General features: G+C 62.1%; 12 protein-coding genes. 2 read left to right on the forward strand and 10 right to left on the reverse strand.

All coding sequences use genetic code 11. From position 1 onward, the window contains the following. Positions 1–51: 51 nt before the first annotated feature. The 4 genes from MMB48_RS10350 to iolG all read right to left on the reverse strand — a co-directional run bounded on the left by MMB48_RS10350 (position 52) and on the right by iolG (position 4,812). Positions 52–1,452: a sugar porter family MFS transporter gene (locus MMB48_RS10350; RefSeq protein ID WP_032743603.1), complete on the reverse strand. Its 1,401-nt coding sequence runs from the start codon at positions 1,450–1,452 to the stop codon at positions 52–54. A gap of 202 nt (positions 1,453–1,654) precedes the next feature. Next, on the reverse strand, positions 1,655–2,542 hold the full coding sequence (gene iolE / locus MMB48_RS10355) for a myo-inosose-2 dehydratase (RefSeq protein ID WP_032743601.1): 888 nt from the start codon (positions 2,540–2,542) through the stop codon (positions 1,655–1,657). A 41-nt stretch (positions 2,543–2,583) separates the two neighbouring features. Beyond that, the gene (locus MMB48_RS10360; protein WP_032743600.1) at positions 2,584–3,615 is read right to left on the reverse strand and encodes a Gfo/Idh/MocA family protein; all 1,032 of its coding nucleotides are present in this window, start codon (positions 3,613–3,615) and stop codon (positions 2,584–2,586) included. A gap of 189 nt (positions 3,616–3,804) precedes the next feature. After that, a complete protein-coding gene (iolG, locus tag MMB48_RS10365; protein ID WP_032743599.1) occupies positions 3,805–4,812 on the reverse strand; it encodes an inositol 2-dehydrogenase in 1,008 nt (335 codons plus the stop codon). Positions 4,813–5,134: 322 nt separating this feature from the next. Here iolG and MMB48_RS10370 point away from each other — a divergent pair, with 322 nt between their 5' ends. Next, entirely contained in the window at positions 5,135–6,175 is a 1,041-nt protein-coding gene (locus MMB48_RS10370; RefSeq protein WP_065474010.1) for a GlxA family transcriptional regulator, read from the forward strand. A 219-nt stretch (positions 6,176–6,394) separates the two neighbouring features. Here MMB48_RS10370 and MMB48_RS10375 read toward each other — a convergent pair whose 3' ends face one another. Continuing rightward, a complete protein-coding gene (locus tag MMB48_RS10375; RefSeq protein WP_032743642.1) occupies positions 6,395–7,447 on the reverse strand; it encodes a 3-isopropylmalate dehydrogenase in 1,053 nt (350 codons plus the stop codon). A gap of 222 nt (positions 7,448–7,669) precedes the next feature. On the opposite strand from MMB48_RS10375, the gene MMB48_RS10380 reads away from it, so the two are divergent. Further along, complete coding sequence (locus MMB48_RS10380; RefSeq protein ID WP_032743596.1) at positions 7,670–8,401, forward strand: MIP/aquaporin family protein; 732 nt, start codon at positions 7,670–7,672, stop codon at positions 8,399–8,401. A 241-nt stretch (positions 8,402–8,642) separates the two neighbouring features. Here MMB48_RS10380 and MMB48_RS10385 read toward each other — a convergent pair whose 3' ends face one another. The 5 genes from MMB48_RS10385 to iolB form a co-directional block, all read right to left on the reverse strand. Continuing rightward, positions 8,643–9,404 (reverse strand): IclR family transcriptional regulator, encoded by a 762-nt coding sequence (locus tag MMB48_RS10385; protein WP_032743594.1) that lies wholly within the window; start codon positions 9,402–9,404, stop codon positions 8,643–8,645. A 31-nt stretch (positions 9,405–9,435) separates the two neighbouring features. Then, a complete protein-coding gene (locus MMB48_RS10390; RefSeq protein WP_050496204.1) occupies positions 9,436–10,431 on the reverse strand; it encodes an IclR family transcriptional regulator in 996 nt (331 codons plus the stop codon). Positions 10,432–10,587: 156 nt separating this feature from the next. Continuing rightward, entirely contained in the window at positions 10,588–12,051 is a 1,464-nt protein-coding gene (locus MMB48_RS10395) for an NAD-dependent succinate-semialdehyde dehydrogenase (RefSeq protein WP_032743593.1), read from the reverse strand. A 165-nt stretch (positions 12,052–12,216) separates the two neighbouring features. Continuing rightward, positions 12,217–13,320 carry an alcohol dehydrogenase catalytic domain-containing protein gene (locus MMB48_RS10400; RefSeq protein WP_032743592.1) on the reverse strand — a complete coding sequence of 368 codons (1,104 nt, stop codon included), beginning with the start codon at positions 13,318–13,320 and terminating at the stop codon, positions 12,217–12,219. A gap of 156 nt (positions 13,321–13,476) precedes the next feature. Next, positions 13,477–14,352, reverse strand: a complete 876-nt coding sequence (iolB, locus tag MMB48_RS10405; protein WP_032743590.1) for a 5-deoxy-glucuronate isomerase — start codon at positions 14,350–14,352, stop codon at positions 13,477–13,479. Positions 14,353–14,710: the final 358 nt, after the last annotated feature.

Below are 14,710 nucleotides of genomic sequence, written 5' to 3' on the forward strand. Positions count from 1 at the left end.
GTCATATGCATGCCGCGAACGACCGGTCACGGGTCGTCCACGGCAAACGGGTCAGCGTTCGCCGTAGCGAGAGATGAAGAAGTCGGCGATTCGTTCCAGCGGCACGCCCTTGGTCTCCGGCAGACGGACCATGACGAACAGGAAGCTCGCCACGCAGCATGTGGCGAAGATCAGGAACGTGGCACCCATGCCGATGGCCTCGCGCATCAGCGGGAAGACTAACGAGACCACGAAGTTCGCGGCCCACAGCGAGAACACGGAGATGCCGGTGCACGCGGCGCTGTACTGCGGTGGGAAGATCTCCGAGTTAAGTACCCAAGTGACCTGGCCGACCGTTGCCTGGAACACGAAGATGTAGATGAACACGATGACCAGAATCGTCATCGGCGCCCACGCCGCACCGCCGCACAGCATGCTGATGAGGGCCACGGCGAGCAGGCAGGCCGCGCAAATGGCGAGACCTCCGCATTCAAGGGTCTTACGGCCGAGGCGGTCGACGCTGACCAGACCGGCCGCGGCGGCCACGCAGGAGACCACGCCAATGACCACGTTGCCGATGAGCGCGGCCTGCTGGCCGAAGCCGCTGTCCTGCAGGATTTGCGTACCGTAATACATGATGGCGTTGATGCCTGCAAACTGCTGGGTGACGCCGAGCATGCAGCCGGTGATGAGGATCTGCAACACCCACGGATGGGAGACGGCCTGCTTGATGCTCGCATGTTTACCGGATTCCTCTTGAATGGAGGTGCGCAGCAACCGCAGATCGGTCTCCGCCTCTTCGGCGTTGCGGGTTCGCGCCAGAGACTCGAGCGCAGCCTCCTCCCGTCCCTTCGTCATAAGCCACCGCGGAGCTTCGGGCACGCGCATGAGGCCGATCCACAGGCCGATGGCAGGCAGCGAGGCCAACACGAATGCCACGCGCCACACCCAGGCTATGTCGGCGAAGGACACACCGAGCACAGCGTTGACGGAGAAGGCCACGAGCTGTCCGATCACGATCATCAGGCCGTTGAGCGAACTGATGGTGCCGCGCAGCACCGAAGGCGAAGTCTGCGCCAGATACATCGGAATGACGGAGGAGACCAGACCAACCATAAGGCCCACCGCGATGCGGAACAGGAGCATCATCGGCAGGTTGACGGACAACGCGCAACCGACCGCGCCGACGAGGAAGACGCCCGCGGCGGTGCCGAGCAGTCGCTTGAAGCCGAACTGGCCGGCCAGGGGACTGCCGAATACGGCGCCAAAGGCCGCACCCAAGGTCAGCGCTCCGGAAACCAGACCTTGGCCAAGGGAGTCGAGACCGAGCTGGCTGGGGTCGGCCATGAAGTCGAAGGACCCGTTGATGACGGCGGAATTGTAGCCGAACAGGAACGAGCCGAGGCAGATGATGAAGGCGATGCGCCAGATGGCACCGCGCGAGGTTTGTGTACGGGTATCGCCGGATGGCATGGGAATGGCCTTTCTTGCCGTGCTGATGGCATGCAACGCGATGTGGCCGCGTGCCCGCACCGGATGGCACGGGCGCGCGGCCACATCACTTGGGAAGGAAAGGAAAGTGTAAATGAGTTGACTTCAAGGGGAGGGAGCTCCCCGCCCGTTGAACAAGAAAGCATCAGACGGGAAGCTCCGAAAGAATGCACGCTGGCGGCAATCAAACGCCGAGCGTGTCCTTGATGTACTTGCGAGCGCGCAAAGCGTACTCGAACGGATCGGCCTTGGCCGGATCCTGCTCGGCCTCGACAAGGAACCATCCCTCGTAGTCGGACTCGACAATCGGGGTCAGGATGGTCTTGAAGTCGCCCTGGCCGTCGCCCGGGATGGTGAACACGCCGGCGAGCACCGCCTGCAGGAAGCTGAGCTTCTCATCCTTGACACGCTGCAGCACGTCCGGACGGATATCCTTGAGGTGGAAGTGGCCGATGCGGTCCTTGTAGCGGGTGACGATGTCGACCGGATCCTCGCCGGAGAACTGCAGGTGGCCGATGTCAACGAGCAGCTTGACCTTATCCGGGTCGGTGTTCTCCATGAGGCGGTCGATTTCGGCGGCGGTCTGCACGCCGGTACCCATGTGGTGGTGGTAGGAGACGATGGTGCCGGTGTCGGCGGCGATCTCACCGAGACGGTCGAGGCCCTTGGTGACCTTGTCCCACTCTTCGGCGGTGAACTCAGGCTTGCCGTCGAAGACCGGAACGTCCATCATTCCCTGGATGGTGTTGCCCTGCTCGCACAGGTTGATGTGGTCGGCGCCCAGGGAGTTCATGTAGTCGCGGAAGGCGATGAAGTCCTTCTCGACCTGTTCCAACGGCTGGGTGGTGAAGTAGGTGCCGAACCACGCGGAGGCGATGCGGATGCCGCGCAGTTCGAGCTGGTGCTTGAGGACCTTCGGGTCCTTCGGGTACTTGTTGCCGATCTCGGTGCCTTCGAAGCCGGCCAGAGCAGCCTCGCTGAGGATCTGCTGATACTGGGTCTCACCACCCAGCTCGGGAAGGTCGTCGTTGGTCCAGCCGATCGGGGCGATGCCCACGTTGATCTTGCTCATGATGTTGCCTTTCTGATTGTTTCCGATTGAGAACGGACCGCTCACTCAGCGGTGTAGAAGGCCGGGGCATCGATGAGCTCGATGGCCTCGGTGGTGCCGCCGTTGGCGATGGAGCGCAGAGCGGCGTCGGCGGTGACGGCGGCCTGGTAGCCGTCCCAGGCGTTTGGGCCGACCGGCGGCCGGCCGGCGGCGACGCGCTTCATGAAGTCCTCGAACTCGTAGTCGTAGGCGGTGATGAAGCGCTCCTTCCAATCGGTCAGGATGGCGGTGGAGTACCGGGCATCCTTTCGGATGGCGACCTGCGCGACGGTCGGCAGCTCGGCGACGCCCTTCTCGCCGATGATGTCGCACTTGATGTCGTAGCCGTACTGGCAACGAACGAAGGCGCGAAGCACGATGTTGATGCCGGTGGTGGTCTCAATGACGATCACCTGCGGGTCGTGGATGGACGGATCCTGCACGGCGCTGGTGGCCTTCGGCAGGTAGACCTTGACGTTCTTATAGGTGTCGTTGAGCAGCCAGTGCATGATGTCCATCTCATGGATGGCGGTCTCGACGATGTTGCGGGAGGAGTCGTAGTTGGCGGGCTGCATCTGGTTGAAGTGATGACAGTCGGCCATCAGCGGCAGACCGATCTCGCCGGAGTCGATGATCTTCTTGAGCTGCTGGTACTCCGGGGCGTAGTGGCGCATGAAGCCCACCTGCAGCAGGCGGCGGCCCTTGGACTGCTCCAGCTCCATGATCTTGAGGCACTCGTCGGCGGCCAGGGCCAGCGGCTTCTCGCAGAAGGTGTATTTCTCGGCTTCGAGGGAGGCCATGACGATCTCGAAGTGAGCCTCGTTGTTGGCGGTGATGACGACGGCCTCAACCTCGGGATCGTTGATCACCTCATGGTAGTCGGCGTAGTCCTTGGCCTCGATGCCAAACTTGTCGAGAGCGGCCTGGGCGCGGCCCGGCACAACATCGTTGACCGCCACGACCTCGACGTTCGGGATGGTGTTGGCCAGACGGTTGAGATGGTCAGAGCCGATGGCGCCGATGCCGATGATGCCGACCTTGATGGTGTTTGCCATGATATTGAACCTTTCCTGTTGACCCCGCCACGATGTGGGGCCTTAATATATTGTGTTGATTGGTGGGTTTTGCGGGGGTCTGGAGCCTGACGCCGCCGCCCGAGGCACCGGCGCCAGGAAATTCGGTGAATGGATCCGAGCCGTCTGACCGTTATGGTCGAATGCGACCGCCCGGACTCCGGCCCGTGACTACTCGACGGGCTTGACGTTGACCTTCTGGCCGGTCTTGAGGGCTTCGAGTGCGGCCTGGGCCAGACGGATGGCCTTGATGCCGTCCTCGAAGGTGCACTCCGGGGTGCCGCCGTTGCGGACCTTGTCGAAGAAGGAGACGATTTCGGTGCGGTAGGCCTCGCGGTAGCGCTCCAGGAAGAAGTGCTCGGGAACGTCGCCCACGACGCCGTCCTTGGTGGCCACCACAGTGGTGGAGGTGTGCACGTTGCCGGCCACGGCCACACCCTTGGAGCCAAACAGCTCGATGCGCTGGTCGTAACCGTAGGCTGCGCGGCGGGAGTTGTCGATCACGCCGATCATGCCGTCCTCGAATTCGAGGGTGACGATGGCGGTGTCGATGTCGCCCAGCTTGCCGATCTCGGGATCGACGAGCACGGCGCCGAGCACGGAGACGGTCTTGACGTCGCGGCCGGAGATGTAGCGCACGATATCGAAGTCATGAATCATCATGTCCATGAAGATGCCGCCGGAGATCTTCACATAGTCGGCGCTCGGCGGTTCCGGATCGCGGGAGGTGACCTTGAGCACTTCGCCCTTGCCCAGAGTGCCGGCGTCGCGCGCTTCGGCGATGCGGCGGAAGTTGTGGTCGTAACGACGGTTGAAGCCGGTCTGGAACAGGGTGCCGGTCTCCTTGACCACATGGTAGACGTCGAGGATTTCGGCGTCGTCGGTGCCGACCGGCTTCTCGCAGAAGATGGCCTTGCCGGCCAGGGCGGCGGCCTTGGCGATTTCCATGTGAACGTCGGTGGATGCGGTGATGAGCACGGCCTCGACCTGCGGGTCGGCGAGCACCTCACGGTAGTCGGTGGTGAACTTCTTGGCCGCCGGGAACTGCTCTGGATAGGTGTCGTCGGCCTTGAGATCGCAGATCCAGTCGATGACGACATCCGGCATAGTGGAGACGTTCAGGTAGTGCACGAGACCGATGCGGCCCAGGCCGATCATGCCGATATGGATGGGGTTCATGCGTTCCTCCTTTGGAACTTCCGGTATTCACTTGTCGCTGGTTTCCATGAGATGAACCGTTTTTGTTCTCTCACTTCATCGAAGCTGATACAAATAAACCGCATTTTCGAAGTGAATCCAAACTAGAACAGCGACACAAAACAATAAAAAACAGACATTACGTCCATAAAATGAAAATACTGTCATCAAACAGTACTTCCGGGACACAACAGCGCTTCGCCGCCCCGTCCGGCCGCCCAAGCCCGAAATAAGCCTAATAGGCGAGGCAATCCTCGAAACAACCGACTTCGAATCCACGCCAGATGCAATTACACTTAAGGTTATGAGGAACGCGATTCTCCTGATCAACCGCATGTGGTGCTACGACTTCAGCACCGTCCTTCAGGTGTTCGACGGCGACATCTCCCCCATCCAAAACACCGACAACCATCTGTCCATCCTGTCCCCGTTCGAGCATGTGCGACTCAATCACAATGTCGTGGTCACACCCGAAGCCCTTGGCGATCCGGAAGGATACGACCTGGTCATCACGCCGGGATTCTTCCATCCGACGCCGATGTTCAGCGAATCGAGCAACTTCCTTCAGCCGCTGTGGCACGGGCAGCCAGCCTGCGAGATGGCCCGCCAATGGCTGATACGGGCGCATGCCGCCGGGGCCGACGTGGCCTCGCTGGGCACCGGTACGTTCTTCCTAGGCTGGGCCGGGCTCATCGACGGCGTGGAGGTCACCACACACTGGATGTTCAGCGACATCCTGCAGCGTCGTTTCCCGCATGCCATCGTACGCCCCGAATCGCTGTTCGTGCACGATGAGGCGCATCGCATCTGGACATGCGGCGGCGGCACTTCGTCGCTGGATCTATGCCTGACGATAATGCGCCACCAGTACGGCCAGGGGCTCGCATCATCAGTCTCGCGCACGTTGCTGACCAGCGGCGCGCGCAGCAACAACAATCCCCAATGCATCCCCGAACGCAGCAGCGGAAGCGAGCGCAAGGACGTGGCGCTCAGCAAGATCACGGCGCCGGTGCTCGCGCATCCGGAAAAGCCATGGACGGTCGACTCGATCGCCGCGCTGGGCAACATGTCGGCTCGCACGCTGCAGCGACGCTTCCAGATGGAGTACGGCAAGTCCGCGATCCAGTGGCTGCTGGAACAGCGACTGGCGATAGCCCGGGAGCTGTTGGAGACCACCACGCTCACCACGAACATGATTGCCAAACGTGTGGGCATGTCCAGCAGCGATCTGCTGCGCAAGAACTTCCAGACGCATTTGGGGATGAGCCCGGCACAGTACCGCAAGCAGTACAACGCGCGGCGCAATTCGTCCGGCCGTGAGGCGTCCCACATCGGCAACAAATAGGCCACCCCGGCAGACACGCCATAAGGAGAGGCCTCAGCCACAGGAGCCCCTCAAGATATAGGAGGCCGGCAGATCGCGCAATGGAACGAAAAGCCGTGAGGCCCCCACACGCAGGCAGGAAGCGTGTGGGGGCCTCACAACGTTGACACAACCTCCGATCCGCACACAAAAAGAGTAAAAGAGTGCGGCGGGTGGACAGTCCCCGAGGGGACTGGGGAATCAGATGCGGGCTAGGATGCCCCGACCGACCTCATGCGTGGAGCGCTTCTTGGCGGAGTTCTCACGCGCGTCGGCCTCGACTGCGGCGTCGATGCGATCGGCGGCCTCATCGTAGCCGAAGTGACGCAAGAGCATGCCTGCGGACAGAATCGCCGCGGAGGGGTTGGCAATGCCCTTGCCGGCGATGTCCGGTGCGGAACCGTGAATCGGCTCGAACATGGACGGGTGTTCGTTGGTCACGTTGATGTTGGCGGATGCGGAGTAGCCGATGCCGCCAACGACCGCACCGGCCTCGTCGGTGAGGATGTCACCGAAGAGATTATCGGTGACGATCACGTCGAAGCGGGACGGGTTGGTCACCAGGAAGATCGTGCATGCGTCGGCATGCAGGTAGTCCCAAGTGACGTCCGGGTATTCGGCGGCGACCTTGTCCATGACGTCGAGCCACAGACCACCGGCGTAGACGAGCACGTTAGTCTTGTTGACCATGGTCACATGCTTCTTGCCGCCGCGCTTGCGGGCCAGTTCGAAGGCGTAGCGCACGGCGCGCTCAACGCCGAAACCGGTGTTCATGGAGATCTCGGTGGCCACGGCCTGTTCGGTACCGCTGCGGATGTAGCCGCCCATGCCCGAGTACAGGCCTTCGGTGCCTTCACGCACCACAGCGAAGTCGATCTCACCGGGGTTGGCGAGCGGGGACTTGACGCCGGGGTACAGCTTGGAGGGGCGCAGGTTGATGGCCTGATCGAACGCGAAGCGCAGCTTGATAAGCAGACCGCGTTCGAGGATACCGGACTTGACGCGCGGGTCGCCGACGGCGCCGAGGAGGATCGCGTCCTTCTCGCCGATGGACTCGAGGTCCTCGTCGGTCAGCAGGGTGCCATCGCGCAGATAGCGCTCGGCGCCGAGATCGTAATCAGTGAACTTGAACTCGACTTCATCACCGGCGGCCTTGACGAGGGCGGCCTGCGCCTCGGGCGTGACCTCCTTGCCGATGCCATCTCCAGCGATGACTGCGATGTTCAGAATCTTCTTTGATCTGTTTGTGGACATAGCCATCACGATAACCCCGTCTTCGCAAACGCGCAACTCATAATTTCAGCTTTTTGGGATCTTATTCCTATTTTTACTTTTATGTGTCCGTAATAATCGGAGTACAGCTGATTTGTCTACATTTTCTGGATATATATTGCCAGTTACGCAAAACCGTAATTATATACTGGGCTCGTCAGCGCGGCAATGCGCATCCCCTTCCAGAACGCACAGGAGCATTCCATGGACCACTATTCCCTCGCCATACGCGTCGCGGCCGAAGTCGTCGGCACCGCCATTCTTGTGTTGTTTGGCAACGGTGCCGTCGCAGGCGTCTCGTTGAAAGGCACCAAGACCTTCCACACCGAATGGACCGTCATCGCAGCCGCCTATGGCTTCGGCGTGACCATCCCGAGCTTGATGATCGGACCAATCTCCGGTGCGCACATCAATCCGGCCATGACCATCGCCCAGGCCACGCTCGGCCTGTTCCCCTGGTCCGAGGTGCTGTCGTACATCCTCGCGCAGTGCGCCGGCGCCACCATCGGCCAAATGCTGGTCTACATCGCCTATCTCCCCTTCTATCAGCGCACCCAGGACGCGGACGCGATCTTCGGCACGTTCGCCACATTCGACGCCGCGGAAAGCAAAGTCAATTACTTCGCCAACGAGTTCATCGGCACGATGGCGCTCGGCCTGTGCGCCATGGCCTGCCTGTCCAGCTCGTGGGGCCAGGAGAACCGGGCCGTGGCGATTCTCGTGGTCGGTCTGGTGATCTGGGGCCTGATCTATGCGCTCGGCGGCCCGACCGGACCGTGCCTGAACCCCGCCCGTGACCTGATGCCTCGATTGCTGCATACGATCCTGCCCATCGAGCACAAGGGTTCCTCACGATGGGCGGAAGCCTGGATTCCGGTCGTGGCGCCTACGCTCGGCGCGATCTGCGGCATGGCGCTCTTCACGGCGTTCGCCTGATCGCAGCCAGTCACAGACAAGTCAAGGAAACGCCAGAGCGCAAATCAGCAGTCGCCAAAACGTCGCGGCCACAATCGCACAGGCAGTCGCAATACAAGCAACACCGCGGCAAATAGTCGCGAACAAACAGCGACAAACCAAGGGCCCGTCCGTACATGTGGACGGGCCCAAATTTTTCGTAACGCAGCGTTACCAGCGATTATCGGCGATTCCCCCGATACATTCAGCGGCGTGCCGGCGGTCACAGCCCGGTCATCAGCCGGTCGGCGTACCGACGCAGTGCCTCGGCGAGACGGTCGCGGTTCGGTTTGACATAGTCGATGAATCCGCCGAGAGACAGGCTGGCCATGGCGTAGGGGGAATCGCCCCTGAACAGCGGCACGCCTACCGAACACACACCGATGGTCACGTCTTCATCAGAGAAGGCGTATCCCAGTTCACGGGTCCGTTCGATGTCCTGACGCAGCTCTGTCTCGGTCACCAGAGTGTTGAGATTGTATCCGCGGAAAGGAGCCTTGGCCAGATAAGCGTCGATGACGTCCGGATTGCTGTACGCCAGAGCCACACGCCCAGCCGCGCCGCCGTAGAACGGCAGTGTGCCGCCGGGACGCAGGATGAGTTCGTCGATGCCACGGCCCTGCGCGCATTCCACACAGATCGTCTCTTCACCGAACACCAAGGACAAGAACGAGGTGACCCCCACCTCGGCGGTGAGCTCGGCCAGCACTTCGGCGCTGCCCCGCCATTCGGTCAGCGAGCGCCGTGCCGCATCCGCAAGACCCAGCCAGCCCAAGGACAGCGAATAGGCCACCGCTCCGGAGGATTCCACCAATCCCACATTGGCCAGGCCGTCGAGGATGCGGTAGGCGGAGGAGCGGGGGATGTCGCATCGTTCCGTGATTTCGGACGGTTCGATGTCATTCTCGTCCGCAAGCACCTCCACGACCTTGCCGGCCTTGGCCAAAGCTCTGGTGGGCTCCTGATTCGACGCTTTTTGTGCCATCGTCGATTCCTCTCCCTCGATGTGCTATCCGTTAGGCTTCGTCGTCCGCGATGTCAGCGCCGCCGTCCGTGGCATCCACGGTGCCCCCGGCGTCTACGTCACTCATGTCATCCGCGCCATCATCCGCCGGCTTGTCTTCATCGTCCGACGACACCCCGACCTCGGGGACGATGCTGGGTATGAACTCGCCCACATGCACGTCACCGGTCGCATCCGGATCATAGCCGAGCCCGTGGGAGACTTCCGCGGCCACAGCCAGCAGTTTGCCCACCTCGTCCGGCGTTTCGCCCCGGAGTACGGCCTGTTCCAGCTCACGGGGAAAACCGCTGAGGCACACGGCGGCGCACAGTGCCCCCTGATGGTTGAACACCGGTGCCGCGATGGTCACGACGCCCGGCACGGTGAGTCCGAAATCGTAAGAGTATCCAGCCGCGCGAGTGACCTCACGCATCTGCGCCATGCGATGATGGAAGGTCGACTGTTCGCCGCCGGCTTCGGAGGCGAAGCGATAGTGTTCCACGGCCTCGTCGAAGCGTTCGTCACCAAGGAATGCGAGTAGCACTTCAGAGGGGGCTCCGGAACCCATCGGCAGCGAATAACCAGGCTGCGGCGCCTGCAGCAGATTCATGCCCGCGCGCCGCATTTCGATGCACACCGAACGCAAACCCCGACGCACGAACAGGCTCCATGTGCCCATATGGTCGCGGTGCCGGCGGAAGCTCACGCGCGCCACGTCCTGCACACCCAGCCGCGATTCGATCTGCCCGCCGATGCGCAGGCAGGCGAGCCCCAACCGGTATTCGCCGCGTTTGGCGGCGTGCTCCACCCAGCCAAGCGCCACGAGGTTCGCCAGAAGCCGGTACATGGAACTGGACGATTCGCCCACATAAGAGCTAATGGTCTTGATGTTGGACGGCCCCAGCTGCGCGAGTGCGTCAAGCACGGCTCTGGTCTTGACCAGCACTTCGACACTGCGTTCGTCGTTGGACGCCTTGTCTCTCACGATATCGTCTTCCTCATTCGTCATATTGCCTAACTATAGCCTGAAAAACAGGAAAGCAGTCCGAATTCCGGTATTCCCCGGATTTCGGACTGCGTATCCTTGTGGTTCGGCAATCACCGCCCGTCATGTCCGTCCCCTACAACAGGCGGCACGGCGACGGGTGGTGGAAATCAGGGAAGGTCAGGAGACCACCAGCGTGTACTTGGTGTTCATGTATTCGTAGATGCCTTCGGCACCGCCCTCACGACCCACGCCGGACTGCTTGACGCCGCCGAACGGCACACTGGCGTCGGAAAGCACGCCGGAGTTGATGGCCAGCACGCCCGCCTGGGCATGCCGCTGCACCCATTCACTGCGCTTGATGGAGGTGGTGAAGGCATAGAACGCAAGCCCGAACACCGTGTCGTTGGCCGCCGCCATACCCTCCTCGTCAGTGTCGAAACGGGAGATCGGCAGGACGGGACCGAAGATCTCGTCGGTGAATACCTCGGCATCGCGCGGCACGTTGTCGAGCACGGTCGGTTCGAAGAAGCACGGTCCATGGCCGTCCCGATGGCCTCCGGCGACCAGCGTGGCACCATGGTCGACGGCGTCGGCGACGATGCGCTCCATGCGCTCGACGGCCTGCTCGTTGATCAGGGCACTCACATCGACCTCTTCGCCCATGCCGTCGCCCACGGTGAAGTCCTCCACCGCCGCCTTGAGCTTGGCGACGAACGCCGGAGCGATGCCGTTCTGCACGAGGATTCGGTTGGCTGCCGTGCACGCCTGACCGTTGTTGCGGAACTTGGCGAGCAACACGCCCTCGACGGCCTTGTCCACGTCGGCGTCGTCGAACACGATGAACGGCGCGTTGCCACCGAGTTCCATCGACGTGCGCAGCACCTGGTTCGTGGCTCGGGCCATCAACGCCTTGCCCACGGAGGTGGAGCCGGTGAAGCTGATTTTGCGCAAGCGCGGGTCGTCGAGCAGCGTGTTCGAAATCGCGGTCGAATGCTTCGACGTGACGAGGTTGACCACGCCTGCCGGCACGCCGGCCTGACGCAGCACCTCGATGAGGGCAATCGTGGTCAGCGGGGTGGCGGAGGCTGGCTTGATGACCGCGGTGTCGCCGGCGGCGAGCGCCGGGCCGACCTTGCGCGTTCCCATAGCCAGCGGGAAGTTCCACGGGGTCACCAGATAGCAGGGGCCAACCGGATCGTGCGTGACCAGTCCCTTGCGGCCGTCAGGCAGATGGAAGGTGCGTCCATAGGTGCGCATTGCCTCTTCGGCGAACCACTTGAGGAATCCGGCGCCATAGTTGACCTCGCCGAGGGCTTCCTTGTAGGTCTTGCCCATCTCGCGGGTCATGAGTTCGGCGAAGATGGCCTTGTTGTCCATCACCGCCTCGTAGGCGGCTTCGAGCACCGTGCGGCGTTCGATCGGGCTGGAGGCGGCCCATACTTCAGCGGTGGAGGCCGCCGAGTCGAGGGCGCGCGTGGCATCCTCGGTGGTTCCGTCGCTCACGGCGAACAGCGTCTCGCCAGTGGAGGGGTTGTCGACGTCGAATGTGGCGCCGGAGGCCGTGGGCTCCCAACGGCCGTTGACGAACAGGGTGTTGCCGGGTTGCGGGAGCAAATCGGCAACGGGATTGGTCCAAGCCATGATGGTGTCCCTTACTTCGTTGTAATGAAAAACAAACGCGCCGGCGGAGGGGGGGGGGGGATAAGGTAGGTTGGAGAAGCACCTTCCGCCGGCCCGTTATGTGATGGATGACGCGAAACGTGTCCGGTTTATCGGAGGAGGACCAGGCGCGTGCGTCAAGATTAATCAGAACTCGATGACCTGGCGCAGCGCGCGGCCCTGATCGAGCTCGTCCATGGCCTCGTTGATGTCATCGAGGCGGATGTGGTGGGAGATGAGCTTCTCGACCGGCAACTTGCCGTCAAGCCACATCTGCGCGTACTTCGGGATGTCCACGGTAGGCACTGCGGAACCGAGGTAGCTTCCCATGATGGTACGGGCCTCACCGGTGATGGTGGCGGTGGTGAACGCGGCCTTGACGGTAGGCTTCGGGAAACCGACGGTAACGGTCTTGCCGCCGACGTCGGTGAGGTTGAAGGCGTTATCGAGCGCACCGGGCGCACCGGCCGCTTCGATGACGATCGGAGCCTTGATGCCCTTGGCCAGAGCCTCATCGATGGTGTACACCTCGGTGGCACCCATGTCGAGTGCGCGCCCGAACTTGGAAGTCGTTCGATCCACGCCGATAACGCGGCCCTTGCCCAGGCCGGCGGCGGTGAGCACTGCGCTCATGCCGACGCCGCCGAGGCCGACGACCATCACGTCCTCACCGTCCTGCGGGTTACCGGCGTTGAGCACGGCACCACCGCCGGTCAGGACCGCGCATCCGAGCACGGCCGCCACATCGGCGGGCACTTCGTCTGGAACCGGCACCACGGAGCGACGGTCGACCACGGCATAGGTGGCGAAACCGGAGACGCCGATGTGATGGTAGACGATCTCGCCGTCACGGTGCAGGCGGATGCCGCCGTTCATCAGCGTGCCTTCATTGTTGGCCTTGGAGCCCGGGATGCAGGGCAGCTTGCCGTTCGTCTTGCAGTTCTTGCACTCGCCGCAACGGGGCAGGAATGCGAGGGTCACATGCTGGCCAACATGGAAGCCGGTCACGCCCGGACCGAGCTTCTCGATGATGCCGGTGCTCTCATGACCGAGTAGCATCGGTGTCTGACGAGGGCGCACACCGTTGACGACGGACAGATCAGAATGGCAGATGCCGGAGGCGGTGATGCGGACGAGCAGCTCGTCCTCCTGCGGCTCATCCAGTTCCAACTGACATACGCTAATCGGACGGGACTTGCCATAGGGAGCGGGCATTTCCATGCGCTCGAGCACGGCACCGGTGATTTCCATGATGATTCCTTTCGTATTAGTTACGTTGTGATTGGATTGCCGTCGCGTCCGCGGCGGCGGTCGTGACGATGGTTGCGGATGGGTATGTGATGCACGGCGATGATGGTGACGTCGGCTGCAGCGTCAATCCGCTCCGGTCACGCCTCGCCGGCCCGGTCACATCGGCAGACGCGGATTGCGCGGCACGTCCTTGAGGGCCTCGTTGACCCATACCTGATCCTCGCGGATGGTCACGCGCCAGTCGCGTTCGCCGGCGCCGCCCATCACGTTCAGATAGTAGAGGTCGTAGCCGGGTACGGCGATCGAGGGGCCGTGCCAGCCGTACGGAATGAGCACGGTGTCGCCGGGGTGGACTTCGGTCATGATGTCGAGCGGGCGGTCGTCAGCGCTGGAGGCACCCTGATAGGCCATCGGGCGGGCGGCGTCGGTGGCGCCGTCGATCGGCTTCATGTCGAAGTAGTAGATCTCCTCCAGCGCGGTCTCGTGCTCGTTCTCCACGTCGTGCTTGTGCACCGGGTAGGAGGACCAGGAGCCGGACGGGGTAATGACTTCGCACACCAGGAAGCGTTCGGCGGCGATGCTGTTCATCATGCCGAAGTTGCGGGCCTGACGGGAGGTGGGACCATTGCCACGCAGCACGACCTCGTTGTCCTCGGCCTTGACCAGCTGGTCCGGATACTTCGTCGCGGCCGGAGAGGTGGCCACGGCCACGCGGCCATCGCCGAGCGCGGTGATGTCGATTGCGCTGCCCACGCCCACGTACACGACGTCCGTGGGACCGGAGAAGACGTCCTTGCGGCCTCGCAGATGATATGCGCCGTCGTCGGAGGTGACGTCGTAGCTTCCGGAGAGCGGAATGACCAGACGCTCCTCGTCGGCACCGTCGAGGTGCAGCACCTGACCCGCCTTGATGTCGGCCACCTTGAGGCCGGTGTACGCCCAGCCTTCCACCGGAGCGGAGTCCACCGTGCCGAGGGACACCTCCCAGTCGCCCTGAGCTGCACTGCCGTTCGGATACACCCATTGCGCCATTGCAGTCATCCTTTCATATTGCGAATTTCAGACATTCAGTCCATTAAGACTTCAACTAGCATACGACGCCTCTCCAGCCTCCGTGTCAAAAACACCGCTATTATTGCGATACAAGACGGTTTTTTCTGCTTTTTTGACAGAAAGCGTCGCTTGCATCAGAAAACACCCATCTTTATTTCTGTTTATTAAATTCCGCGTCTCATTAACTGTTATATTCTTCTTGGAGCTTACAGCACTGCGGGGCCCCTGCCCACAACCCATCGAAGGCAGACCATCCGAAGCACCGGCCCCAAGGCGACGAAGCTGATGACCGCCGCGACAACGAACGGTCGCGACACGCTTTCAGAAAGGAACAATA

This window comes from Bifidobacterium sp. FKU, from assembly GCF_026016385.1.
GTDB classification, from domain to species: Bacteria; Actinomycetota; Actinomycetes; order Actinomycetales; family Bifidobacteriaceae; genus Bifidobacterium; species Bifidobacterium infantis.

Excerpts from the sequence above, each read along its gene's own strand:
- MMB48_RS10350 (WP_032743603.1), bottom strand. The coding sequence starts at position 1,452 with ATGCCATCCGGCGATACCCGTACACAAACCTCGCGCGGTGCCATCTGG.
- iolE (WP_032743601.1), bottom strand. The coding sequence starts at position 2,542 with ATGAGCAAGATCAACGTGGGCATCGCCCCGATCGGCTGGACCAACGAC.
- MMB48_RS10360 (WP_032743600.1), bottom strand. The coding sequence starts at position 3,615 with ATGGCAAACACCATCAAGGTCGGCATCATCGGCATCGGCGCCATCGGC.
- iolG (WP_032743599.1), bottom strand. The coding sequence starts at position 4,812 with ATGAACCCCATCCATATCGGCATGATCGGCCTGGGCCGCATCGGTCTC.
- MMB48_RS10370 (WP_065474010.1), top strand. The coding sequence starts at position 5,135 with ATGAGGAACGCGATTCTCCTGATCAACCGCATGTGGTGCTACGACTTC.
- MMB48_RS10375 (WP_032743642.1), bottom strand. The coding sequence starts at position 7,447 with ATGTCCACAAACAGATCAAAGAAGATTCTGAACATCGCAGTCATCGCT.
- MMB48_RS10380 (WP_032743596.1), top strand. The coding sequence starts at position 7,670 with ATGGACCACTATTCCCTCGCCATACGCGTCGCGGCCGAAGTCGTCGGC.
- MMB48_RS10385 (WP_032743594.1), bottom strand. The coding sequence starts at position 9,404 with ATGGCACAAAAAGCGTCGAATCAGGAGCCCACCAGAGCTTTGGCCAAG.
- MMB48_RS10390 (WP_050496204.1), bottom strand. The coding sequence starts at position 10,431 with ATGACGAATGAGGAAGACGATATCGTGAGAGACAAGGCGTCCAACGAC.
- MMB48_RS10395 (WP_032743593.1), bottom strand. The coding sequence starts at position 12,051 with ATGGCTTGGACCAATCCCGTTGCCGATTTGCTCCCGCAACCCGGCAAC.
- MMB48_RS10400 (WP_032743592.1), bottom strand. The coding sequence starts at position 13,320 with ATGGAAATCACCGGTGCCGTGCTCGAGCGCATGGAAATGCCCGCTCCC.
- iolB (WP_032743590.1), bottom strand. The coding sequence starts at position 14,352 with ATGGCGCAATGGGTGTATCCGAACGGCAGTGCAGCTCAGGGCGACTGG.